At 52.7% G+C, this 23642-nt stretch carries 19 protein-coding genes and 1 tRNA gene; 12 read left to right on the forward strand and 8 right to left on the reverse strand.

Annotated elements, in window-relative coordinates; genetic code table 11:
* Window positions 1-63: 63 nt before the first annotated feature.
* The 7 genes from SYNC_RS01255 (at window position 64) to SYNC_RS01285 (ending at window position 10684) form a co-directional block, all read left to right on the forward strand.
* The gene (locus SYNC_RS01255) at window positions 64-1560 is read left to right on the forward strand and encodes a carotenoid oxygenase family protein (protein WP_041426848.1); all 1497 of its coding nucleotides are present in this window, start codon (window positions 64-66) and stop codon (window positions 1558-1560) included.
* Between the two features lie 230 nt (window positions 1561-1790).
* Complete coding sequence (locus tag SYNC_RS01260; RefSeq protein WP_011618243.1) at window positions 1791-4499, forward strand: vanadium-dependent haloperoxidase; 2709 nt, start codon at window positions 1791-1793, stop codon at window positions 4497-4499.
* A gap of 137 nt (window positions 4500-4636) precedes the next feature.
* Window positions 4637-6076 (forward strand): sensor histidine kinase KdpD, encoded by a 1440-nt coding sequence (locus SYNC_RS01265; RefSeq protein WP_011618244.1) that lies wholly within the window; start codon window positions 4637-4639, stop codon window positions 6074-6076.
* Between the two features lie 364 nt (window positions 6077-6440).
* A complete protein-coding gene (locus tag SYNC_RS01270; protein ID WP_167897135.1) occupies window positions 6441-7370 on the forward strand; it encodes a helix-turn-helix domain-containing protein in 930 nt (309 codons plus the stop codon).
* A 292-nt stretch (window positions 7371-7662) separates the two neighbouring features.
* Entirely contained in the window at window positions 7663-8031 is a 369-nt protein-coding gene (locus SYNC_RS01275; RefSeq protein WP_041426293.1) for a two-component system response regulator, read from the forward strand.
* A gap of 748 nt (window positions 8032-8779) precedes the next feature.
* Window positions 8780-9457, forward strand: coding sequence for an SIMPL domain-containing protein (locus tag SYNC_RS01280; protein ID WP_237699245.1), 678 nt, complete (start codon window positions 8780-8782; stop codon window positions 9455-9457).
* Between the two features lie 39 nt (window positions 9458-9496).
* Entirely contained in the window at window positions 9497-10684 is a 1188-nt protein-coding gene (locus SYNC_RS01285; RefSeq protein ID WP_041426294.1) for an MFS transporter, read from the forward strand.
* Here SYNC_RS01285 and SYNC_RS01290 read toward each other — a convergent pair.
* Genes SYNC_RS01290 through SYNC_RS01315 form a run of 6 tightly spaced genes read right to left on the reverse strand, consistent with a single transcriptional unit; the run spans window position 10669 to window position 17653 of the window.
* A complete protein-coding gene (locus SYNC_RS01290) occupies window positions 10669-12225 on the reverse strand; it encodes a BCCT family transporter (RefSeq protein ID WP_041426295.1) in 1557 nt (518 codons plus the stop codon). The two genes, SYNC_RS01285 and SYNC_RS01290, sit on opposite strands and share 16 nt — an antisense overlap.
* Before the next feature lie 19 nt (window positions 12226-12244).
* The gene (locus SYNC_RS01295; RefSeq protein WP_041426296.1) at window positions 12245-13432 is read right to left on the reverse strand and encodes an FAD-dependent oxidoreductase; all 1188 of its coding nucleotides are present in this window, start codon (window positions 13430-13432) and stop codon (window positions 12245-12247) included.
* Entirely contained in the window at window positions 13429-14493 is a 1065-nt protein-coding gene (locus SYNC_RS01300) for a Glu/Leu/Phe/Val dehydrogenase dimerization domain-containing protein (protein ID WP_011618251.1), read from the reverse strand. Before SYNC_RS01300 ends, SYNC_RS01295 begins: the two co-directional genes overlap by 4 nt.
* Window positions 14493-15530, reverse strand: a complete 1038-nt coding sequence (locus SYNC_RS01305; RefSeq protein WP_041426297.1) for an SAM-dependent methyltransferase — start codon at window positions 15528-15530, stop codon at window positions 14493-14495. Before SYNC_RS01305 ends, SYNC_RS01300 begins: the two co-directional genes overlap by 1 nt.
* Window positions 15531-15572: 42 nt before the next feature.
* Window positions 15573-16193 carry an RdgB/HAM1 family non-canonical purine NTP pyrophosphatase gene (gene rdgB, locus SYNC_RS01310; protein ID WP_011618253.1) on the reverse strand — a complete coding sequence of 207 codons (621 nt, stop codon included), beginning with the start codon at window positions 16191-16193 and terminating at the stop codon, window positions 15573-15575.
* Window positions 16190-17653 (reverse strand): phosphoglucomutase/phosphomannomutase family protein, encoded by a 1464-nt coding sequence (locus tag SYNC_RS01315; protein ID WP_011618254.1) that lies wholly within the window; start codon window positions 17651-17653, stop codon window positions 16190-16192. The genes rdgB and SYNC_RS01315 overlap by 4 nt, the downstream gene beginning before the upstream one ends.
* Window positions 17654-17705: 52 nt before the next feature.
* Between SYNC_RS01315 and SYNC_RS01320 the strand changes: the two genes are divergently transcribed.
* Window positions 17706-19208, forward strand: a complete 1503-nt coding sequence (locus SYNC_RS01320) for a TM0106 family RecB-like putative nuclease (protein ID WP_011618255.1) — start codon at window positions 17706-17708, stop codon at window positions 19206-19208.
* Here the strand turns inward: SYNC_RS01320 and SYNC_RS01325 are convergent.
* Together SYNC_RS01325 and pyrE are read right to left on the reverse strand one after the other, a co-directional pair.
* Window positions 19205-20059 (reverse strand): folate-binding protein YgfZ, encoded by an 855-nt coding sequence (locus tag SYNC_RS01325; RefSeq protein ID WP_011618256.1) that lies wholly within the window; start codon window positions 20057-20059, stop codon window positions 19205-19207. The genes SYNC_RS01320 and SYNC_RS01325 overlap by 4 nt on opposite strands.
* Complete coding sequence (gene pyrE, locus SYNC_RS01330) at window positions 20056-20625, reverse strand: orotate phosphoribosyltransferase (RefSeq protein WP_011618257.1); 570 nt, start codon at window positions 20623-20625, stop codon at window positions 20056-20058. The genes SYNC_RS01325 and pyrE overlap by 4 nt, the downstream gene beginning before the upstream one ends.
* A 90-nt stretch (window positions 20626-20715) precedes the next feature.
* Between pyrE and SYNC_RS01335 the strand changes: the two genes are divergently transcribed.
* The 4 genes from SYNC_RS01335 to SYNC_RS01345 all read left to right on the forward strand — a co-directional run bounded on the left by SYNC_RS01335 (window position 20716) and on the right by SYNC_RS01345 (window position 23641).
* Window positions 20716-21204: a hypothetical protein gene (locus tag SYNC_RS01335; protein ID WP_049750377.1), complete on the forward strand. Its 489-nt coding sequence runs from the start codon at window positions 20716-20718 to the stop codon at window positions 21202-21204.
* Window positions 21205-21218: 14 nt separating this feature from the next.
* Window positions 21219-21291: transfer RNA gene (locus SYNC_RS14120), tRNA-Ile, on the forward strand.
* A 14-nt stretch (window positions 21292-21305) separates the two neighbouring features.
* Complete coding sequence (locus tag SYNC_RS01340; RefSeq protein ID WP_011618259.1) at window positions 21306-22583, forward strand: hemolysin family protein; 1278 nt, start codon at window positions 21306-21308, stop codon at window positions 22581-22583.
* A gap of 53 nt (window positions 22584-22636) precedes the next feature.
* Window positions 22637-23641, forward strand: a complete 1005-nt coding sequence (locus tag SYNC_RS01345; protein ID WP_011618260.1) for a Gfo/Idh/MocA family protein — start codon at window positions 22637-22639, stop codon at window positions 23639-23641.
* Window position 23642 lies beyond the last annotated feature (1 nt).

Here is a 23642-nt window from a genome sequence, read left to right on the forward strand (position 1 = left end):
TTCTCTGAGGGCCACGCTTCATGGTCAGTTACGAGAGGATAGGGGTTGCGTCTGGGTAGCCCAGTGACCGTTGCACCCACCTCTGCTCGTTTCAACCGCTCGGAGTGGTCTAGTGCCTTCCGCAACGTGGAGGAAGAACTCACTGATGTGCCCCTGAAGCCAGTACGAGGTGCGGTGCCGGATGCATTACGCGGCACGCTGTATCGCAATGGACCTGGCCGTTTGGAACGGGATGGTCAGCGCGTGCATCATCCGTTTGATGGTGACGGAATGATCACAGCCCTTCACTTTGATGCAGACGGAGTGCGCTGCAGCAACCGATTCGTTCGAACCAGTGGCTGGAAGGCTGAGGAGGCCGCAGGGAAGGTGCTGTTCAGGGGTGTTTTTGGGAGCCAAAAACCAGGAGGTCCGCTTGCAAATGCATTTGATTTACGCCTGAAAAATATTGCCAATACCAGCGTGGTTCGGCTTGGAGATGATCTTCTTGCTTTATGGGAAGCCGCTGAGCCTTACGCCTTAGACCCCCAAACCTTAGAAACGAGGGGCCTCTCCCTCCTCGGCGGTGTTCTCAAGAGAGGTGAGGCCTTTAGTGCTCACCCCCGTTTCGATCCTGGCCATCACGGTGACCCGCGGATGGTGACTTTTGGAGTAAAAACCGGGCCTCGCAGCACCATTCGCTTGATGGAATTTGCGACTGAAGACAATGCTGCGGCTGGAATTCGAGCCGGTGATTTGCTCAGTGATCGCCGGGATACATTCGCCGGATTCGCCTTCCTGCATGACTTCGCGATCACTCCGAATTGGGCGGTCTTTCTGCAGAATGCGATTAATTTCAATCCGCTCCCCTTTGTGCTTGGACAAAAGGGAGCGGCTCAATGCCTCACGTCCAACCCCAATGGAAAAGCCAAGTTTTGGTTGATTCCCAGAGATAGCGGTACTTTTGCTGGGCAGGAACCACGTGTCATCGATGCTCCCGATGGCTTCGTATTTCATCACCTCAATGCCTGGGAAGAGGATGGAGATGTTGTGGTGGAGAGCATTTATTACAGCGACTTTCCCTCGATCGGTCCTGATCAAGATTTTGCTGATGTGAATTTCGACCTCATCCCCGAGGGATTGCTCGAGCAGTGCCGCATTAATCTAATTTCTGAAAAGGTTGATACCACTCGTTTGAGCGAACGTTGCTGTGAATTCGCGATGGTTAACCCCAATCAAGAAGGTCTTCCTTGTCGCTTCGCTTGGATGGCCGCTGCCGCTCGTGAACGAGGGAATGATCCACTGCAAGTTGTGAAAAAGCTGGATCTTCAAACTGGTGAAAAGCTTATTTGGAGTGCGGCGCCAAGTGGATTTGTGAGTGAGCCAATAATGATTCCTAGGCCAAATGCCAGTGATGAAGATGATGGCTGGGTATTGGATTTAGTTTGGAATGGAGCAAGGGATGCATCTGATCTCTACATCCTCGATGCGCGAGACCTCAGCGAAGTTGCTTTGTTGGAATTACCGCTAGCTATTCCCCATGGCTTACATGGAAGCTGGAGTGAATCCTCATTACAACCTTAATGATCTAATCAATGAGGACTTGCCGAAGCGAATTTGCCTCAATTCAGGAAATATGTAAGGGGTTGCCATCAGTGGCTTTTGCGTTAATTTAAGAAGATGAAAAGAATTAGTTGTTCCAATTGCGCATTAATGTTCCATTTCCGCATAGTTTCTCTTGCCTTATAGCCAGGGCTTATGCATGCCTCTATTATGAATTCATAGGAGTTCTATTCCGCTTGCACCATTAATCAGTGCTGTTCTCGATTCTATTTAAGGGCAAGCTAGGAAACGTATACAATTCATTTCTCTATTCTTTTTGGGGTAAAAAGTCAAGCGCTAGCCCTTATGATAAGACCTCTTTGGGCGACAATCGAGATGAACCCGAATTTGATTTAGTCTCAAGTATTGACGAAAAAGCAAAGCTTGCATTAACGGTCTTTAGTGGCGACATTAAGATAGCGCCTAATGGCTTGGAATTAAATAATGATATTGAACTACAGTCTACTGGCTTGGAGCTAAATAGTGATACTGAGTTCAAGCCTACTAGCTTGGAGTTAAGTAATGATATTGAGTTACAGTCTAATGGCTTGGAGTTAAGTAATGATATTGAGTTGCAGTCTAATGGCTTGGAGTTAAGTAATGATATTGAGTTACAGTCTAATGGCTTGGAGTTAAGTAATGATATTGAGTTACAGTCTAATGGCTTGGAGCTAAATAGTGATATTAAATTGAAATCAGTTGACTTTTTCCCTGAATCCCAATTCGTCTCTGACGGGAATGAGATCAATGTCACTTTAGAGTCTTCCACTCAAATCTCAGGCATCAATGCTCTGCCGACAACTTTTAAAATTCAATCTGAGACTGGCACACCGCGTGCTAACTCATCTCTCATTTCTTTTGCTGATTCTTCCTCACAGAATTTTAGCGCAAAGAGTCTACTTGCTCCTTGGTTAGATTTAATCAAAGAGCCGGTCGTCAACAGTGGCTCTTTTCAGGATGCCTTCTCTTCTGTGGGCAACTTTAATTCGCTAATTAAAAATATATTACAGCTTAATCCCTCATCATTGAAAATACAGCCTTTAGAGAATCTAGCTGGTGTATTTGACACGGCTGATCATCTTTTAGCATGGAATACCCTTGCTTTAGATTTTGCGACTGCTTCAGTCAGCGGTCCAACTCCATGCTCCCGCTTTTTTGGTTATCTCAATATAAGCCAATGGGATTCTTGGGCAGTCTTTGAGGATACGGCTATAGGCTCAATTTATAATAAGGAGAAGCAAGCAAGTTTTATTTCTCTACTTGATAGCTTTGAGATTTCGTCCAATGACTTAGCTGAATTTAAATGTCTATATCAAGCTTCTACGAAAATTGTTCAGGAGATCCTGGAACATGCTGTGCGCCAAGTGGCAATGGATGTTTCTGCATTTAATGTAGTCTCTGGCATAGAGACCTCGTTGTTTAAAGAGGGAATACCTGAGAGCCTGGTTGGTGCTGCTCAAAAGCTACTGGCAAAAAATTTAGATTTGTCTGAGCTAGGAAAAAAAATTGGTGATTTGGTTGTCTCTATCGGAACCAATATTGGTGAGACAGTTTCGTCAAGCATTAATCAGTATGCATTAGGAGATGGCTCCAATCAGCTTGGATTTTATGCAGATACTACTGACTATATCCCCTCCCCAAGTGTGTATGATCCTAATGACCCTAATACAAAAATAGATTCATCCTGGCAGCCTCTAGAGGGGCAAAGTGCACTGACTCCTCAATGGGGAGCGGTAACACCATTTGCAATTGAACCTGATAATTTAATTCCATCTAGTAGTATTGTCACACCCTATACAGAACTTGGTGAACTCAATAGTGATTTTATAGATGAATTGATGAATGTCAGAGATAAACGTCTAAATCTCACTGCAGAAGAAGCAGCAATTGCTGAGTATTATGAGGGTGGACCATTTACTTCTTTCCCTCCAGGTCTATGGCAACAACAATCCGTTGATCTATCTATAAGCCGTAATCTTGATCTTGACCAGGCTCTAAAGTTAAATTTGGGGGTCTCTCTTGCTCTGTCCGATGCTGGAATAGCGACCTGGAACCTAAAATATTCCGCAAACACAGTTCGACCCATAACAGCAATACGCCAATATAAGCCTGATACAGTGTTAAGTGACGGATCGCTTGCTGGAGATTGGGAACCTTACTTAGATACTCCACCTTTTCCAGATATTGCATCAGGGCATTCAGCTTTCAGTAGCTCTGCTAATTATATTTTTAATCAATCCTTTGAAAGCAATTACTTTGATTTTTCAGTAACCCTAGCAGATGATGATTCAGTTTATTCTGTCGATGGTTTTGATGGAATTCCAGGGGTTGGTGATGACGTTACTATTCAGGCTGTTTACTTTACAGGGGCTGCAGCTCAAGCTGGAGATTCAAGAATTTATGGCGGTATTCATCTGAAAGATGGAGATCTTAAAGGTCAAATAATTGGCTATATTACTGGGCTTAAAGTGAGCCGAAAGATCGACAGTCTGGAGCAAGGTATTTCTCTTGAGGAATTAAGCTCGCTTCCAGTTCAATCATTTGGAACGATGAAAAGTGATATTTTGACTGGGCTCTCTATGGAAGATTTTGATGAAATTTCTGTCCATCAACTGTATGCTTTTGACGGTGATGATACGCTTATAGCAAAAGGAGAATCACTGTGGCAACTTTATGGCGGTTCGGGAATGGATACCTTTCAATTATTTGAAACAGGCTCGGTGAGTTTGCGTGATTACGAAAGAATGGAGGAGATTGAATTGGCTTCGACCATTTTTCAGCAAGGTGAGTCTATCGATGATATCCAATTCACGATATCTGCTACAGGGCCATTTACTGACGTTTCTATTAATGATCGTTTGTTGTTTGTTATGGACGGGTATTGGATATCAGATGATGTAAGTGTATCAATTTTGGCATGATTCTTGTTGTTCGAAATCTTTGAATACACCGAATAGGCTCTTTTGGCTTATTTGCCAGCGAGTTGTTAGTCATCGGAAGCAATGGGGTTGTTTCGCCTGCAGGTCAGCGCTAAAAAGACTGTAATTAGTAGTTTCTGATGACTCAACACAATATTTCAATCCGTAGACGTCTGGGATATTCTTTGGTAGGCCTCTTTACGATTAGTTTTGGGATCTTGTTAATTGCTACTAACCAAATCATAAAACGCGATCGCTTGCAGCGACATGAGCGATTAGTGATGGCAACCGCCATGGCAATTAAAACTGAGTTTGAAGACGTTAGCCAGAAACCGGTTGGTCAAGAAGAGAGTCTCGATAATCAAAGATATAGACAGATTCTGAATAATTTTTCAGCAACTCGTGTATTGGTATGGTTGAGTCGCCCCGAGGCTGATCCCCTATTTCCTAACACGGCTACTGTTCAACAGTTTTTTGGTAACCCAAAGTTGTTAGAAGCAGCAGGTGTCAATGCTTCTGGAATGCAAAAACCTAGAAGCTTTGTTTTTGATGGCCAAACCTATTTCACGTGCTCTATGCCTTTACCAGGCAACCAGGGAGTACTGCGATTTCTTGAAGATGTAGGCGTTAGCCCAGCGGGACGTCAAGAGAATTTGATCTTCTTATTTGTGGTTTGGATCTTTTCTGTTGCTATTGCCACAGTTCTAATTCGTAGATTTTTAACCAGTTCTTTGCTGCCTTTAATCAAGCTTGAATCCGTTATGGACGATATGAGTCTCCGGCCTACTGGGCTTGTTTCAGAGAAACGGGTACCTATTGAGTCTCAACCAAATGAACTTCAAGGTATTGTGAAATCCTACAATAGGCTGGCTGACCGATTGCAAGAATCTTGGAGCAATCAATTATTATTTATACGTGCAGTTAGTCATGAGTTAATCACTCCGCTCACTTTAATTAATAGTTCTGCACGACGCCTTGATCGACGTTTGACAGATCTTTCAGATTCGGATCGCAAACTTCTTGCTTCTATTAGAAAGGAAGTTTGGGATGCTGACCATTTGGTTAGAGATTTAGTAGATTTAGCGCGAAGTGAATCAGGCAGTCTCAAGCTTAAACTGAGTTCAGTAAAGGCAATGGATGTCATTGCTGATCTATCTGCTGAACTTGAACCATTGGCTTGGGGGAATCGAGTTCAAACCCCTTCTCCAGAGAATTTGAGTATTGTCGAGACTGTAATGATTTCAGTTAATTCAGACCGTTTGCGGCAATGCATTATTAATGTTTTAGAAAATGCTTCAAAGTATTCTCCTGAAGATGCACCTATAGATTTGTCGGTCACCTCTGATGACTGTAATATTTATTTTGATGTACAGGATTATGGTCCTGGTATCTCTCAGGAGGATCAACGGACAATATTTAAGCCCTTTCAGCGAGGTAAAAGTGATTTAAACGACGTTCCAGGAGGTGGAATTGGACTTGCTTTGGTTCATCAAATCGTACGGCTTATGAATGGCAGTATCTATATCTTGTCTTCTGGCGAAAGTGGGACGATCATGCGCTTCGAATTTCCTATTGAGTGATCAATAGTTTTGTTGTTTGTGTATTGGCATGCCCCAATGAGTTCCCTCCTTTTTGATGTTTTATCTATTAAGTTGTGACTGATATCAGCTTTGCTTACTTGGGGCTCCATGCATATTGACGAAATATTTGTGAGTTTATTCTTGTCATTTTAATGCTTTGTTGACAATCTTTTCTCACTCATGGTTTTGATGAGTTTGCTGGCTTTAGATAATATGCGGCCATTTGGGCGCCATTCTTGCTTTTGGTCTACCCTTTTTTTGCATATCATTGTTTTGGCGCAGTAGTTTAAGCGCCATCTCTCCCACTACTTGACGAAAAAGGGTTACCATGCCCCAACAGCATGTATCTGGATCTGGAGGCATCGTGAAGCTTGAGCTTGATCAATGCCTTTCTGCGTGGGTCTCTAGAATTGATCCACGGTTTCACTCAGAAGAAGATGATGCATCACTGGAAGTTGCCGGATCTGAGTATTTAGGAAGTAATCTATCGATTGTCAAAGTTAGCTCTAGGGGACATGTAAAAAGTATTCTTGCTCGAAACCCCCAAGATCTTTTCTCTTTTGGTATTTCTGATGTTGGCCTTTTTAGAGGTGTGGCGGGTAATCGTGAAATTTTTTCAAACCCTCAGCGTCTTGCTTTTATTCTTCTTCCTGGAGAGTCAATAAAGCTCGTCCCAGCTGCGGAATTTTTTTCTGGTTACATATTTCATATAAAGTCGGAATATCTGTTGTCTGAATCTATCAAGCATGGCACTCAGCTGCCGAGTCTCCTTACGCTTCATGACGCTATTCCTGGGCATGAGCAACTTATATTGGCTTGTGCTAATCAATTGTTGAAGTTCTTTGCTCTTGGAGATGAGATTGGCAGCCTTCGAGTCCTTCAGCCGCTTGAAGAATCAATTGTTTCACTATTGGCTACATTGATTAGTGTTGAGCCTGATTTGCTTGTTAGTGGAAAGCAGGCTCAATCTCAGCCTAGTTATGTGCAGATCGCACTTTCTTATATGGAGAATAATATTAATAAGAATATCACTCTTTCTGACCTTTGTATCGCCTGTAGTGTCTCCGGTCGTACTTTGCAGGTTGCTTTTCAGGCCGTTATGAGTCGCACACCTCTGCAAGTTCTGCAGGAATTACGACTCAATAGGTTGAGAGATAAAATTATTGATGGAATGGATATATCTTCTGCCTGCGAACAGGTTGGAATCCAGCATAGCGGACGTATTTCGGCTAAATATAAACAATTATTTGGCGAGTTGCCCAGAAACACCCGGTCTCGACGCACTCGCTCTTAAGGCCAGTTCGGCCTTTTGAAGCATTGACAACCCAATCCTCTTACTTGTCCGGGCTTTATGTGTTTTCTGGCAATTGAGGTGTTGATTTTATACCGCTTCATGCCGCCATTGTTGCATTTTAGTGTTAAAATTCATTAAATGCATTATTGTTTTTTGATCATAAGTGATTCGTCTCAATACGTAGTTAAGATAATTTTGTTGACTCAAGAGCTGTTTTTTGCCAGCTTAGTATTGAGCCCTACTCCCAGGGTTGCTTTCCTGTGATTCAATTCAATCAACTAAAGCCGCGCTAATGTCTGCTAATCCCATTCTTATTGTTGATGATGATCCTCGTATTCGATCTGCCCTTCAGGTTGAATTGGATGAGTTAGGCATCAGCTCTTGTTTTTTTGACAATGCCTTTGATCTTATTGACTATGCATCTGCTAATCCATCGGCTGGTATTTTCGTGGATTTGCTTTTGCCTCAGATGAATGGTATCGATTGTGTTAAGCGCTTAAGGTTGCTTGGGTATAAAGGTTGTGTATTTGTCTGCACAAGTCTTTGTGACGGTGATATCAAGAAGCAGGCTCTCGACGCTGGTGCAACTGATTACTTTGTAAAATCTGATCTGTTTAATGATCTTGAAAAGATTGTTTCAAGCTGTTTCGTAAGCGCATAGGTCGTTTTATGGGATTTGTGTTGGCTGCATGATTTTTTGTTGTGCATGATTCTTTCGTTTTTATTTTTGCCGACGTCTTGTGAATTTGTCTGGCCTTGAGCTGTATTTCGTTTTAATTAAATATTTGTGATTGCTGTATTGCTTTGGATCAGTCTTTTCTCCTTTTGAATAGTCGAGTTTGTGTATGGATTGTTAGGGTTTTCCTTCCTGCCGATCCTGTATGCGGGAGCATTAAGTTGGTGATAAGTGCTTGCTAGTGAGGTTCTATTGCTCATCTCCTGGCTGAGAGCCTGCATCTGCAATCTCTTGATTTTGTATTATGTGTGTCGTTGAGAACTAGCTTGATTCGCTTTGGCTTGGGTGTTTCATTGAACTCTTGGTAAGCGTTTCTTGAGGCTTTTAATTGTTATCTATGGCTCAGGGTATATCCCTTTGTTTTCCCCGCCGATCAAGGGGTTGTTTAGGGTCTGGCTTTTTGTTTGGATATGGCCCCAGGCTTTGCGATTTTGTTTTCTTTGATGCTTGAAGCTTTGAGGGAGCTAATTATTGTGTAATCTTTTGGCATTCCTTGTGGTGGCTTTGTCTGTCGGGGTTTTATGAACAGTTAGCCCTAAGCGTCAGCGTAATAGTGAAATCTTGTCCATGCATCGCCTCCGATTATCGTCAGGAGTGTTTGATTACTTGATTTCATATGTTTCAACTTTTGATGTGGCGTCCTTTCCGAAAAGTTGCTTTCATCATTTCGGCAATGATTACACCGCTTGGATTTCAGGTCTCCTTTTGGTCAGCTGCACCAGCTCTTGCGTCAGTGCAAATCTGCAGTGGCACATTGTTGGAAATTCAGGTTCAGGAAAGTGTCACCACATCCAGCGATCGCTTTCGCTTCTCGCTTGGATTGCTAGCGGAAGCTCCTTCCAAAGCTGCCGCGATGGCGCTTCTCAATCAGCGACTTGATCGGGCGCGCCAAGAGCTGAGACCCTTCGTTCTCGATGCGTTGAGCATTCCCTCTCCGCGCAGCTACTCCTATGGAAGTGGCAGTTCCTCTAGCCCCAAGTTGGAGCGAGCTTCGACACGTATTGGTGGTGTTGTGAGCCGCGACAACTACGACGCGTTGATTCAATTGGCGGGTCGCCTGCCTGGAGTTCGCCTGCAAGATATGACATCACTGACCTCCAGTAGCGGAGGTGTGGCCTTGGATGATCTGTTGCTGAAACGGGCCTTAAAGGAAGGACGACGTCGCGCGAACGTCACTGCGCGCGCCTTGGGGTTGGCCCGCGTGGACCTCCTCCGCATCAACGAACGCGGTGGTCGTGTGCGGCCAGTTGCCTATGCAGAGGCGAGGATGTCTAAGCCAGCGTTTCGCCCTGACGAGGCTCCCAAACCCCAGCGAACCCTCACGCTTGGTTTGGATTATTGCCTGCGCTGATGGTGGTCGACACACTCGAGTGGTGTTGTCTGTGCCCGTATGCCCAATCGCCGCCTCTGGTTGGTCAGCTTGCTGTTTGTGGCCTGGCTGATCTGGGCAGAGACCAGTTTTCAATTTTATGACCATGCTCTTGGTCGTGATTTGCAGCTCTCGGCGAGTCGGATCTCCTTGATCGCCGGAAGTTTCCTGGTTCCTTATGGTTTGCTGCAGATTCCCGTCGGGCGTCTGCTGGACCAGGGCCGAGTTGATCGCTGGATCTGGATTGCCGCTTTGATGGCCTCCGGTTTCAGTCTGACTTTTGCGTTCAGTACGGATCTTGTTGGGCTGATGCTCAGCCGTATGGGAACTGGAGTGGCCTGTGCTGTGGCCTTTCCTGCCTCTGCCTTGTTGGCACGTCGCGCCTTGCCGGAGAACAGATTTGCCTTGGCAATGGGCCTCACCGATAGCTTGCTGGGTTGGGGTGCCGTCTTTGCTGCTCTAATTCCGCTGGTTTTTCCGTGGACGGTTTGGCGCCAGTTGGTGCTCTTTCAAGCTCTTTTTCTGGCCGTGATGGTGGTGGTGCCCGTGATGGCCCTTGGTCGAGGTTTGCCATCCCCTGAGCCACATAGCCATGGACGCTTGCCCACCTCTGTTTATTGGGATCGTGCTGGCGTTGGCAAGGTCATCAAGGCTTGCTTGATGTACGCATGGGGTGGTGGTTTTGTGTTTGGTTTGGCCCAGTATGGGTTGATTTCAGGATTGCGTGTTTGGGGCTCTGAGCGCACGCAGTGGATGTCCCTGACGATGTCGTTTGGGATCGGAATTGGGATGGTGTTGGCTGGTTGGATTGGTAGCCGCTCAAGCCGCCGCGGGCTCGTGTTGCTCATCGGTACCGGCATGAGTGTGTTGGCGTTGATCGCCTTGCTCCAGCTTCCCAATCAAGCGGGAGGCCTGTTGTTGCTGGCAGCATTTGGCCTCGGTCTTGGGCTTGGCTCCTCGGTCCTGGCGTTCCCCATTGCTGAAGATGCAGCACCTCCAGGCCAAACCGCCCTCACTATTGCCATCGTGAATACCACTGGCACCGTGACGGGCGGGGTGATGTCGATCGTGTCGGGGTTGATCCTTGAGGCCTCAGGGCCGGGTGAGCTCAGCCCGGTCCTTGTCGTTTATGGCCTCTTTGGCCTGTTTGGCGTAGCGGTTGCGGCTTGGATTCAGTTCGGCAGCGCGCCTGCTCATTCAGCAGATTGACCGCTGCGTTGCCATTCCTTGAAAGCGAGTCTTGGAGCGCTCCACAGCGTGAACAACACCAGTGGTGTGACGGGCACCGCTGTGATCACGATGAAGGCTTGGAGGGCATCAATTGAGGTGCTGTCCCCTAAGCCCGTTCCGATTCTCAATAACACCAAGGTGAGGCTGCCGATCATCAAGGCCCAGAACAACCTCAACCTCTGAGATGGCTCATTGCGTCCGCTCACCACCATGGCGGCGGCATAACTCATCGAATCGGCACTTGTGCACATGAATAGCACCACTAACAGAAGCCCGATCGGGATGAGCAAGCCTGATAGGGGAAGGGCACTCAGGATCGCAAGCAAGGCGGCAGCAGCTCCGTTTTGCGCCAGTGCATCACTGATGCCTGACCCTGCGAGTTCCAGGTTCATTCCTGTTCCACCAAGCAAGGTGAACCAGAGATTGGTCACGATCGGGCAGAGGATGGCTACCGCGAGAACAAGTTCACGGATGCTGCGGCCCCGGCTCACTCCCGCCGTGAACAGACCCATGAGTGGTGCATAGCCCAAAAACCAGCCCCAGTAGAAAACAGTCCAGCTGTTCAACCAGGGTTCAGTGACGTCAGATCGCGGCATCAAGGCCATCTGAGGTAGATGCAGCAAGTAGGTCCAAAAACCGCTGAAAAAATGCTGGATCAGCCAGATTCCAGGACCGAGGATCAGCAACCCAGCTCCTAATACGAGCGTTAGCCAAACATTGAGTTCCGACAGCCACTTAATGCCTTTTTGGATTCCGCTCACGGTGGATGTGGCAAAGACTGCAGTGAGCAGAACCACCACCAGGGACTGAAGTCCGGCACTATCGCTCAGCCATGGGAGTTGTCCTGCTGCATTGCTGAGTTGCAGCGACAGGAAACCCAGCGGGCCAACGGTGCCTGCGATGGCCGCAACAACCGAAAGGCCATCTGCAAGATCTCCAATCGGACCATTCACCCAACCCTTGGGAAGGATGTTGACCAGGAGCGTGCGAGGCCACAGCGGTTCGCCTCGTTGTTCCAAAATGGAAAAGGTAATCGTGGTGGTGGTGGCCACGAGCGCCCAGGCGAGAAAGCCCCAGTGCAGAAAGCTCACGGCTAGAGCAGGATCAACAGCTGCCGCTGTGCTTCCCACCACTCCCTCGAAGACAGGGGAGGGGGTTTGAAAGTGGTAGAGCGGCTCAGCTGCAGACCAGAACACACCGCCGCCAGCTAGCAGGGTGCAAATCAAGACAGCACACCAATCGAAAAATTTCAGACTGGGCTTCGCTGTTGCTCCCCCAAGCCGAAGTTTCCCGACCGGACTGATGGCAATGGCAAGGGCGATCAGGAACAGCAGCATCACCATCCATTGCCAGAGCCCCCCGAGCGCGTGGCTGACAATGGTTTTGCCGGTTTCCGTGAAGTGCTTCGCTAACGCCAGATCGATGGCGGAGACCAGCAGAAAAATCAGAAGCGGAATGGCACCAACCCAAAGGGGTGGTTGGCTCAAAGACGAGCGGACTGGGGTGGGGGATTCAGACAAAGGTCGTATCAGTAAAGATTCAGGCGCGCACGGCGTCGCGTTGATGGCTCCAGCAGGAGATGTCTGCAGCGGGTTGATCGCCGCTGGCAAGACGGGCCAGAGAATCACCAATCAGCGGCGCAAATTTGAACGATTGGCCGGATCCACCTGCAAACAGGCTCAGTTTGGGGGTGAGCCGATCCAACACGAAATTCACATCGCTGGTCATGGAGTATGGACTCATCACCGTTTCCACCCGCTCTTGTACGCCGTCCAGTTCGTTAAACAAGAAGGTGTCCAGGAGCTCCAGGAGGCGGGCCGGCGCTTCGGTGCACATGGCGTTGGGTTCAGCGACGCGGAGCTCCTTGGGAGACCAGTCGATCCCGGCTTTGATGCGAGGACGCCCGTCAGCGGTGGTGCTGAGGGAGGGGAAGCCGTAATAAAGGCCTCCGTCATCGCCGCGCTCTTTTTGGAAGCAAAACCACTGGGGGTAGCGGCTGGCGAGAGCTGGATCCACGGTGTAATGGGCCCATAGCATCGGCCATATTTCCAGCTTTGGCGCAAGTCCTAATGGGGCCAGCAGAAGTTGACTCCAGATGCCGCATGCCACAACAACATGCCCTGCACTGATGTGATGACCGCCTTCGAGGGTGACGCCGCCGCCATCAGCATCGATGCTGCTAACAGGACTGTGTTCCTCGAGCTGGTGGCCTGCTGTACGAGCTGTGCGAACCCAATGGGCAATGACTTTGTCGCTGCGGACGGCACCAGCTGTGGGTTCGAACAGTCCGGTGAAATCGGCCTTGGGTTTCAGCGGGAAGCGCTCTGCGATCTGAGCGGCACTCAGGGCTTCGTAGGGGATGCCCTGATCATCCATCACTAAGCGAGCGCCGGGGATCGATCCTTCGATTGTCTCCTCATCCCAGCTTTCTCCGTAAAAAAGAAGTCCATGGGTGTCACGCAGAATTTCCCCTGCATGGGTCTCCTCTTCCCGCCAAAGGCGATTGGCTTCCTGCGCGAGACGGCAGAGCACTGGGTCGGAATACATCTCACGGAACATCCGGGTCTCGCCGAAGCTGCTGGCTCGCGCATGAGCCAGGGTTTTCCCTTCAAGAAGAATCACGTCGCTGATTCCTCGGCGTGCGAGCGATGCGGCACAGCTGAGGCCTGCCATGCCGCCTCCGATGATCACCACTGCTGCGCTGGCGGGGAGAGAGGTGGATGTCATGCGGCTATTCCGAAGCTGAGTCCTATGGGATCTTTACCGGTGTGGGCGGCAACTTCAACCAGAGCGTCACTGACAGTGAGGCCATCTCCTCGTTGTTTTAAGAAATCAGTAGCGCGCTGACGCACTTCATGGCGCACAAAGTCATACACCTGCTGAGGTGTGGCTTTACCCCAAGCCTCAGGCGAGAAGCGCTCGATCGAGTCGGCAATCACGGCGCCAGCATTCACGAGTGGATCGGGCAGGACGCGGATGCTGCGGCGTCGCAGATCATCGGCAATTTCGGGCTCTTGGAAAGGAGCATTAGCGGCTGGAACAATCGCTCTAACCTGAAAAGATCTTGCCATCTCTGGGTCGATCAAGCCTGAGATGGAGCAGGGCAAGAGGAGGTCGAGTTCCTGTTCCCACCACGCACTGCTGGGGGGGAGGGGTGTCGCTCCAGAAAGCCCTGCCCGCTTTGGATCCATATCAACAGTGAAGACGTCCCAGCCGTGTTGGATCAACGTTTTCGCCACCGTTCCACCCACGGCTCCACATCCGTGCACCAGGGCCTTGCCTGGCTTCGCTTCCGTCAGAGATTGAGCGAGCACCGCCTCAACGGCACCCACTGTTCCAAAGGCAGTGGCAGCGCTTGCATCCACAGGGCTCCCGACGGCGGCTAAAACATGGGGCGTGAGCGACATCAATCGCTCCATGTCTTGCAGGCTTGTGTTGAGATCACAGCCGGTGATCATCGCGCCGTTCAAGGATTGGAGTAGCTCAGCGGTGACGTTGATCAACTCATCTTTGACAGCGCCGGGTTCCGCAGCCCTGGCAACAATTTTGCCGCCAGCAAAGCCCGTTCCATAGAGGTCGTGCTTGTGAGTCATCAGACTGGCCAACCGATGCCCGTCGGCGATGCAGGCTTCATCACTGGAGTAATTGAGCAGCCGCAGTCCACCGTTAGCGGGTTTGCCGGTATCGCTGCTTTCGGCTACGACAAACACCGATAGATGATCGGAGACATGTTGAGCCAACACCGACACCGCAGGGGGGCCGGCGGATTGCAGAGAGGCCATGGTCATCAGGCCACACGCTCCATGATTTGGTGATGCTCTACGTAATCGAGACTCCACTCCTCTGGAGAATCGGCGATGCGCTGCTTGAGGCGCTCGTACACGAGATCTGCGGTCTCATCACCAGCTACTGAGGCGAAACTGTGTCGGCTCCAGCTACGAATAGTCGCCATCAGTCCCTCGGCGAAAGCTGCGGTGTCAGCGTCTTCGTTCCAACGCTTGCGATAGGGGCAGGGAACGTGAACGGTGCGCTCGTCAACGAGCCTTAGACCATTGAGGTAGGCCGCTGAAGTCTTGTCCTTCAGTGGGGCCATGAACTCCTCCGGAGACTTGTAGAAGTTCAGGATCGTGCCCTTGCGGTAGATCTCTTCGCTGATTACCCCTTCATCAGCGAGGCTGCGCCAGATCTGATGCAGCTGGTCGTGGACATTGCGCGTTACCCCGCCGTTGTGACCGAGGTAACGGCCCTCTTCGTCACGGGACAAATTCACGGTGAGGAGGCGGCCGCCTACGGCAAGCTCCACGCTGCGCAGCTCGAGGATGCTGGCCCAGTCCTTCATGGCTTGAGCGGTGAATCGCTCAAGGGCCTCTTTGTCGTCTGAGGCGAGCACGTGGGTGTGCGTGTTGAGTGGGCCAGGGGATTCACTCAACCAATGCATGGCTGTGGCTGAGAATCCGAAACTCACGGTTTCAGGGGCCACCAGTGGCTCATAAAAGCTGCGAGCACTCACCAGCACGGTGGGATTGGGGGGGCGCCCCAGCTGCTTGGCAATATTTTCGGCTAAAGCAACGTTGTCGTTACTTGGGAGGTCGTTGCCAATCAAGGTGAGATGGGCTTTGGGCTGGCGTTTGTGGAGCCGATCCAAGACCTGAGACCACAGCCCTACAGCGGTGCCGCCGTCGGCAGCGCCGTAATCCATCAGCACATGGCTGCAATCGTTCGTTAATTGTTCAACACAAGTCAGGGCCCAGTCCGAGGCGGCATCGATGCAGAGGCGTGCGCCTTCGGTTTGCGCGCTGTAACCCGTGGTCATGGCGATGGCCATAGACCTCGTCAGTAGCAAGGGGCACCGTACAGGGTTGTTCTGTTATGGAATTGGCGTCGCGCCCGCGTCTTGGCCTGGGTCGTTCTCGAGAAGCTTCTCCAGCTCTGGCTTTAGCAGGGCAAAGGCGCGACCTCGATGCCCGTGTTGTTTTTTGTGATCCTGCGTCATTTCAGCAAAGGTGAGTCCACTGTTTTTGACCTCAAACACGGGGTCGTACCCGAACCCTTGCGTCCCCCGGGCGCTGAAGGTGATCGAGCCTTCGCAGTACCCCTCAACTGCTGCAAGCACGCTGCCGTCAGGTGCTGCGATGCAAAGGGCCGCACTAAAGCGAGCCTGGCGGTCGGTGCGGTCTCCTAGCTCTTTGAGAAGACGTTCGATGCGTTCGGGGTCGGAGTTTGCATAGCGAGCGGAGTAGACCCCCGGAGCACCACCCAGTGCATCCACGCTTAGGCCCGAATCATCGGCGAGTGCCCAATGGCCAGTGGCTTCCGCCACGGCCCTGGCCTTGAGCAATGCATTGTCGCGGAAGGTGATTCCGGTTTCTTCCACCTGGATTCCATCGGGTTGAGGATTCACTTGCAGAGGCAATTCTTGAAGCAGGTTCGAAAACTCTCGGATTTTGCCGGCGTTGCCACTGGCAATGACCAGGACGCGGTTGGTCATATGGCGGCTGCAAAGGTGCGGGCCCAGCTCAGAACCTCCTCGACTCGCGACGGGCTGGGGGCTTCGCAGTAAAGGCGTAGCAAGGGTTCTGTCCCAGAGAAGCGCAGCATTAGCCAATGGCTTGGGCCGAGCCTGAGTTTGACGCCGTCTGTGGTGACCACCTCGACCACAGGACTTCCAGCGACCTCCTGGGGAGGAGTGTCAGCCAGTAGAGCTTCCAGCCTGCGGCGCGAATCCATGTCGGCGAGGCGGAGATCGAGGCGGTCGTAATGGGCCTCGCCACCACAACGCTCTTGGATGGCTGTCATGCGCTCGCCAAGCGGTTGCTTCCCTTCCACCAACGCTTCGAGCACGAGCATGGCTGCAAATAGGGCGTCGCGTTCTGGTAGGTGCATGCCAAATCCCACGCCGCCGGACTCCTCGCCGCCGATCAGCACCTCTCCGGTCAACATTTCAGCTGCGATGTACTTAAAGCCCACAGGCAGTTCAAGGACTTCCCGTCCCAGATCTTCCGCAACAAGACGCATGAGGTCGGAGCCGCTAACCGTTTTCACGACTGATCCAGGCAGAGATTTGGCACGAGCTAAGTGATCGATCAGCAGTGGCATCAACTGCTGGGTGCTGCAGAACCCTCCGTTTTCATCCACGGCGGCAATGCGGTCGCCATCGCCATCAAAGACCAGTCCAACGGCATTGCGGCCCGCAGCTTTTGAGGCTTTCACCGCAGCAATCAGTTCCCCCAGGTGAGGGGCGAGGGGTTCCGGCGCGCATCCGCCAAAGAGGGGATCTCGATTGGTGCGGATCTCGGTGATGAGATCCTTGGCATCGTCTCCCAGCAGCTCTTCCACGCAACCGGCTGCAGACCCATGCATGGGATCGACGAACACGTGGAGGCCCATGGCCCTCAGTCCCACGGTCAGAGCCTGGAGGTCCAATTTGGTTCGCAATCCTGCGAGATGCTCTCCGCGACCATCAAAGCGTTCGCAACTGCCAGCCATAGGCACCGTGATGCCTCCAGCGGCCAGCCGTCGCTCTACCGCTGCAGTGAAGGTGCCCTCGACCGATCCACCAAAGGGACCTTTGATTTTGAGACCAAGCCATTCCGGAGGGTTATGGCTGGCGGTAATCACCAGTGCTCCAAGCACTTGGCGCTCCACCACCGCCCAGCTGCAGGCTGGGGTGGGAACGGCCGTATCGGTGAGAAGCGGTTCTAGGTCGCAGCCGCGGACGGCTGCCGCCACGACTTCGGCGAGCTCAGGGGCGAGGAAGCGGCGGTCATAGCCGATCACCACGGTGCGGCTGTTTAAACCTTCAGGTGCCTGGTGGAGGAGCTCCTGGGCTGCTGCGACGGCAACAGGAAGCAATCGCTCCACGGTGATATCCACCCCCAAAATGCCTCGCCAACCATCCGTCCCAAATCGGATCGGGGAGGCATCCAGCGGGAGCGGGGAAGACACCATTGGTTGCAAGCGATGCACAGGATCTAGCAGCTGGCCGCCTTACCGTCGGTTGATGGGTGCCACCCCTCTCGCTGACAAGCCACTCACGGACAGGTTGCTGCGCAGTTGGGTGCGCTGCCGAAGGAGGGCATGGCTCGACCGCCATGCCAATCCAGATGATCGGCTCTATACCGCGCATCGCACGCTGCAGCTCGATGATCAACAGCGCAGTTTTGTGGCCCTGCTGCCGGGTAAGCCAGGGTATGGCCTGGCAGCTTGCAAGCGCGGTGATACCGGTGTGGTGGGGGTGAGATTGCGCGGGGTCCTGCTGGATGACTCAGCGCCAAAGGGTTTGGATCTAGAGGCCCATCCGCCACTGCTTGAAAGGGTGAAAGGGGCGAGTCGCTGGGGTGACTTTGCCTATCGGCCCGTGATTGCTCGGCAGGGCCGCCGATTAAACAGAGAACATCGTTTGCAGCTGGCCCTGGCTGGACGCCTGTTAGTTGAATTCCAGGGTGGGCCAGTGCCTAATGGCCTTGCGGTGGCTGGCGCGGGGCGACGCTTGGAGCGTGAGCGTCTTCCTCTTGGCAGCAGCTTGAATCGCCAGCTTGAAGAATCTCTGCTGAGATTGTCGGCCGACATCAACAGACCAGATCCGCCAGCTTTGGCGGCAGATCGCCGCAAATGCACACTCTGTAGTTGGCGGGGGCTCTGCAACGACGTTGCGTCTCAAGAAGGGCATCTCAGTGAAGTGAGTGGGATTGGCGCCAAAAGGCGGGAAATGCTTCAAGACATTGGGATCAATAGCCTCCAGGCCCTAGCCGCAGCCAACCCCAAGGAACTTGGCGGGCAGCTCAAGCGCTTCGGCGACCAGCATGCAGCGATGGCGGCCCCTTTGGTGGCTCAAGCCCGTGTCCAGCGAGATGGGGTTGTGAAGCGTCTTGATGCTCTCCCCGCATTGCCTGAATTGAGGAATGCTCCAGGGGTGTTGCTCTACGACATCGAATCAGATCCGGATGCCCGCGATGACTTTTTGCACGGATTTGTGCGCTTGCCCAATGACGGGTTGCCTAATGACGACGTCCACAGCTGGGATCTAAAGCGTGCCACGTATCACCCGCTGCTGGTGCTTCAAGAGCATGGTGAGAAGCGTTGTTGGCAAAGGATCCGGAAATTTCTTGCCACCTATCCCGATTGGCTGATCCTTCACTACGGCGAAACCGAATCGCTGGCTCTCTTGCGCATGGCCAAACGCCAGGGGGCTTCAGATCAAGAGCAGCAAGCCCTGCGAGAGCGGTTGATTGATGTGCATGCCCGTTTGCGTGCCCATTGGCAGCTCCCCCTCAGCAGCTATGGCCTCAAGGCCGTAGCGGGGTGGAGAGGATTTAAGTGGAGCCAGTCAGGGGTCGATGGAGCGAGGGCTCTGTTGTGGTGGCGTCAGTGGCGGGGTGAGGGGGTCAAGGCGCGGGGCTCCTGCCATGCCTTGCGTTGGATTCTTACTTACAACCGCGACGATGGATTGGCTACATGGGCGGTGGCCCAATGGTTGTTGAGTGGTGATCAACGCCCGGCCTAAACGCGTTTAGGGGGCTCAGAAAAGGCCTGCGGTTTGAACAGCTGAATTGATCCTTGATCGTTGTCGAGGCTGAGTTGGGGATCTGCCAATGCTTGTCGACGCACCAGGGCGAGGCCAATCCATTCCTGGGGCAACCCCTCAGCAGACGCAATCTCAAGAGCAGAGGTGATCACACCAGCACGTTCACCCTGGCGTCGCAGCACGGTGCCCCGCTGAGGAACAGTTCCTTGAAGCTCGCTGGAGAAGGCCCGCCAACTCCGCAGTTGTTGCTTGACTTCCCCTTTAGAAGCGAGCTTTGCCACCGTTTCCTGCCCCAGATAACACCCTTTGTTGAGGTGCACCCAGGGAGAGAGGCCCAGTTCAAAGGGATTGGTGGTTCCATCTAATTCGCCAGCACTGAGAGGCCACCCCTGTCCGATGCGCCAACGATCGAGTTGGGTGGCGTTGGCGGCCTCACTGGCGGGGAAGCGATCGCTTGCGCTCGGCTCATCCTCTGTCCAAAACACATTGACTGGCTCCATTGGCTGGGCTTGGACCAGCAGCTCTTGTCGTCGTTGTTGTCGGATTCCTTTGAGGCGAACGCGGTCGGCGGGAAAAATCACCCGATCGAACCCTTGGCTAACGGCATCCACGGCACCCGCCAGAACGAGCACATCAGCGCCTGTGGCGTCCATTCGGATTTCAAGCAGGGCCTGCACCCGTCCGGTGGCATCAAGCCAGCAGGCCGGCAGAAGATCGCCCTCTTCAGCCTGCTGGACGTCGGCGCTGGTTTGACCTTGAAGGAACGTGCGGCTGCCACTCCCTTCGAGTCGCAGCACTGGGAAGTTGTGATCCCAAAGGAGCTGGCTCATGCTTGGAGCTCTCTGGACTGGGCGGCCACCTCTTCCAGGCGATACAGGCTGTGTAACTCGAGGCCAGCGGCTTGCATCGCAGCAGCCCCTCCCTCTTCACGGTCAACAATCGTCACCACCCGATTCACGATGTAGCCAGCGGCTCGGAGTTGTTCAACAGCTTTGATGGATGATCCACCGGTGGTGACCACATCCTCAAGAACGGTGACGAGCGCGCCCTGCTCTGGCAGTGGACCTTCCAGCCAGGCCCCTGTGCCGTGGCCTTTGGCCTGCTTACGCACGATCAGAGCATTCAGAGAGCGTCCTCGCTGAGCGGCAGCAAGGGCGACACCACTCACGAGCGGATCGGCTCCCAGGGTGAGGCCGCCAACGGCTGCCGCATCCGTTTCAACCAGAGCCAGCATCGCTGGGCAGAGCAGGGCTAGGCCTGAGCCGCTCAAGCTGACAGGCTTGCAATTCACGTAGTGATGGCTGCTGCGACCGGACGCGAGGGTGAAGTTGCCATGGCGGTAAGCCTCTTTCGCTAGGCGTTCCAGCAGGGGGTCGTGTTCAAAACGTTGAGACATCGGGGCTGGTGCGCAGCGAATCCTCTGCCTAGTTTGCGCGCAGTCGTGACGGTTTTTGTGCGCAGGCTCCCGTTTGGTGTTCTAGTGATCATGGGTCCACTCGCTCTGTGGCAGGCCGATCCTGGTCAGGCCAATCCGGTGGTTTGCGTAACGAGCCTTGAAGCTCCTTCTCATTCAAGTAGTGGTGGTGAGGTCCTTGCTCCCGTTGAGGTGAGCCGCTGTGGCCCTGTCAAAACCACAGAATCACTGGTCACTGAGCGGTTTTATACCTGGACGGCACCCTTTGCTCGTGGTGTGGATGTGATGCACCAGTTCACCGACATTCTTGGCATTGCTGTCGCGGGGCCTGAGGGCAACAAGGTGATGGGATTTGGCTTCCCAGATCAGACGATCGTTTGGGATGGATCTGCTGTGCAATCCACCTATCAGGCCTTGCTAGAGGAGCAAAGTCCGGCGATTCCGTGGCGCACTGTGGACATTTCCAACGGATTCACGAGCAGCTTGGCGGAGGAAGGTCAGGTCAGAATGCCAATCGAATGGAATGATCCACCCTCAGCACCCATACGTGCCCTGTGGTAAATCCGTCATAACGCGGGGGTCTAGCAATCTGGTGAATGCAGCGAACTCATAATTCGCCTTAGCCGAGTTCGATCCTCGGGACCCCCATCCATTCCTGACTCATGCGCAACCTGCTGCTGATCGCGCTTTTGGTGTTACCGGCGTTTTTTGCAGCGTCTGAATTGGCATTGCTGCGGCTGCGTCCAAGTCGAGTTCATGAACTTCGAGAGGAGGGCCTGCCAGGTGCGCCAGCGGTCGAGCGTCTCCAGCGCCGGTTGAGAACAGCTCTGCTGATGACTCAGTTCGGGACCACCTTGTCGTTGGTGGCACTCGGTTGGATTGCAAGAGGCTTTGGGCAGCGTTGGTGGCCGATGGAAACACCAGCCGGTCGATGGTGGGATCTGGCCTGGTTCCTTGTGTTGGTGATCTTGGCCACGCTGCTATCAGGGTTGCTCCCAAGGGCTCTGGTGCTCAGCCGTCCGGAACCTGCTGCGTTGGAACTATCTCCTGTCTTGGAAACCACCATGCAGGTGTTGCGTCCCCTGTTGTCTGTCCTGGAGGTCATTGCGTCACTCCTGCTTCGTCTTGTGGGCTTGAAGCCTCGCTGGGATGCTCTCGTGCCGGCACTGACAGCTGGTGAGTTGGAGACCCTGGTGGAGAGTGGTGGAGTCACGGGCCTTCGGCCCGATGAGCGCAACATCCTTGAAGGGGTGTTTGCCTTACGGGACATGCAAGTGAGAGAGGTGATGGTCCCTCGCTCTGGGATGGTCACCCTGCCCGTGGAGGTGCGATTCGCCGAGTTGATGGAGGCTGTTCACCGCACCCGACATGCGCGTTTTCCTGTGATTGGGCAGTCTCTGGATGATGTCCGTGGAGTGCTGGATTTACGCCGGTTGGCTGAGCCCATCGCCCGCGGCGAATTGCAAAAACATTCCGCACTAGAGCCTTATTTGAGTCCTGCAGAGCGGGTGCTGGAGACCAGCAACCTCGCTGAATTGCTTGCGATTATTCGATCAGGTCATCCTTTGCTCCTGGTGGTGGATGAACATGGGGGCACCGAGGGATTGGTGACTGCTGCCGATCTCACAGGTGAAATTGTTGGGGATGAGCCAGAGCATGAAAGTGCCGAGCCAGACCTGCAGGCGATCGAGGGGGAGGAGGGTGCCTGGCTGGTTGCAGGTGATTTGGAGATCTTGGAGCTCAATCGCCAACTCGACCTTGACCTGCCTGAGGCCTCGGAACATCACACGCTTGCTGGCTTCTTGTTGGAACGGTTACAGCACATTCCTGCCGCTGGAGAAGCACTGCGGCACAACGGAGTTCAATTCGAAATCATCACGATGAGAGGCCCGCGCATCGTTCAAGTGAGACTGGTTATCCCTGGTGTGACAAACCTCTGAAGCGGTCTTAGCTGTTGATCACCGATAATCAGCTCTGACCTGCACTCCATCCGATGACCGACCCTATGGTTCCGGTAAAGGTCGGAGTGATCGGAATCGGCAACATGGGTTGGCATCATGCCCGTGTGCTCAGTCTTTTGAAGGATGCGGATCTGGTTGGTGTTTCCGATCCGGATGCCAAACGCGGAGCGCTGGCAAAAGACCAGTTTGATTGCCGCTGGTTTGCGGATTACCGCGAGATGCTGTCTGAGGTCGAAGCGGTTTGTATTGCTGTGCCGACCCTGCTTCACCATGCCGTTGGTTTGGCCTGCTTAGAGGCTGGACTCCACGTTTTGATCGAAAAGCCGATTGCGGCCAGTCAGGAGGAAGCGGCTTCCCTCAGCGAGTCGGCAAGCCGGGTTGATCGGCTGTTGCAGGTGGGACATATCGAACGCTTCAATCCCGCGTTTCGTGAGTTGACCAAGGTGGTTGCGAATGAGGAAGTTGTCGTGCTGGAAGCCCGACGTCATAGCCCCCATTCCGATCGAGCCAATGATGTTTCGGTGGTTCTTGATTTGATGATCCACGATTTGGATCTTGTGTTAGAGCTCGCTGGGGCGTCTGTTGTGCATTTATCGGCGGCCGGCGGAAGGAGCTCCCAAGGCCCCATCGATTACGTCAACGCCACATTGGGCTTCGATAACGGTGTGGTGGCAAGTCTGACTGCCAGCAAAATGAGCCATCGCAAGATCAGGAGCCTGAGTGCTCACTGCCGAGGGAGCCTGGTGGAAACAGATTTCTTGAATCACACCTTGCACATTCATCGGCGCGCTCATGAGTGGTATTCGGCTGACCACGGCGAGCTGTTGTATCGCAACGATGGTTTCATCGAAGAGGTGAGCACCACTTCCATCGAGCCGCTTTACGCTGAGCTGGAGCATTTCCTGCAATGTGTTCGAGGTCGTGAAACCCCGGCCGTGGATGGCCAGCAGGCGTCTCGGGCTCTGCGCCTTGCCGACATGATTGAGCAGGCTGTGGAGCGGCCAGGAGTTGGCATTGCTCTGGACGCTCCGATTTGAT

The sequence above is a fragment of the Synechococcus sp. CC9311 genome (genome assembly GCF_000014585.1).
GTDB lineage: Bacteria > Cyanobacteriota > Cyanobacteriia > PCC-6307 > Cyanobiaceae > Synechococcus_C.

What these genes read in the sequence shown, in the direction of transcription:
- SYNC_RS01265 (WP_011618244.1), top strand. Translation starts at nt 4,637, where the DNA reads ATGACTCAACACAATATTTCAATCCGTAGACGTCTGGGATATTCTTTG.
- SYNC_RS01275 (WP_041426293.1), top strand. Translation starts at nt 7,663, where the DNA reads ATGTCTGCTAATCCCATTCTTATTGTTGATGATGATCCTCGTATTCGA.
- SYNC_RS01280 (WP_237699245.1), top strand. Translation starts at nt 8,780, where the DNA reads ATGATTACACCGCTTGGATTTCAGGTCTCCTTTTGGTCAGCTGCACCA.
- SYNC_RS01285 (WP_041426294.1), top strand. Translation starts at nt 9,497, where the DNA reads ATGCCCAATCGCCGCCTCTGGTTGGTCAGCTTGCTGTTTGTGGCCTGG.
- SYNC_RS01295 (WP_041426296.1), bottom strand. Translation starts at nt 13,432, where the DNA reads ATGACATCCACCTCTCTCCCCGCCAGCGCAGCAGTGGTGATCATCGGA.
- SYNC_RS01300 (WP_011618251.1), bottom strand. Translation starts at nt 14,493, where the DNA reads ATGACCATGGCCTCTCTGCAATCCGCCGGCCCCCCTGCGGTGTCGGTG.
- SYNC_RS01305 (WP_041426297.1), bottom strand. Translation starts at nt 15,530, where the DNA reads ATGGCCATCGCCATGACCACGGGTTACAGCGCGCAAACCGAAGGCGCA.
- rdgB (WP_011618253.1), bottom strand. Translation starts at nt 16,193, where the DNA reads ATGACCAACCGCGTCCTGGTCATTGCCAGTGGCAACGCCGGCAAAATC.
- SYNC_RS01315 (WP_011618254.1), bottom strand. Translation starts at nt 17,653, where the DNA reads ATGGTGTCTTCCCCGCTCCCGCTGGATGCCTCCCCGATCCGATTTGGG.
- SYNC_RS01320 (WP_011618255.1), top strand. Translation starts at nt 17,706, where the DNA reads ATGGGTGCCACCCCTCTCGCTGACAAGCCACTCACGGACAGGTTGCTG.
- SYNC_RS01325 (WP_011618256.1), bottom strand. Translation starts at nt 20,059, where the DNA reads ATGAGCCAGCTCCTTTGGGATCACAACTTCCCAGTGCTGCGACTCGAA.
- pyrE (WP_011618257.1), bottom strand. Translation starts at nt 20,625, where the DNA reads ATGTCTCAACGTTTTGAACACGACCCCCTGCTGGAACGCCTAGCGAAA.
- SYNC_RS01335 (WP_049750377.1), top strand. Translation starts at nt 20,716, where the DNA reads ATGGGTCCACTCGCTCTGTGGCAGGCCGATCCTGGTCAGGCCAATCCG.
- SYNC_RS01340 (WP_011618259.1), top strand. Translation starts at nt 21,306, where the DNA reads ATGCGCAACCTGCTGCTGATCGCGCTTTTGGTGTTACCGGCGTTTTTT.
- SYNC_RS01345 (WP_011618260.1), top strand. Translation starts at nt 22,637, where the DNA reads ATGACCGACCCTATGGTTCCGGTAAAGGTCGGAGTGATCGGAATCGGC.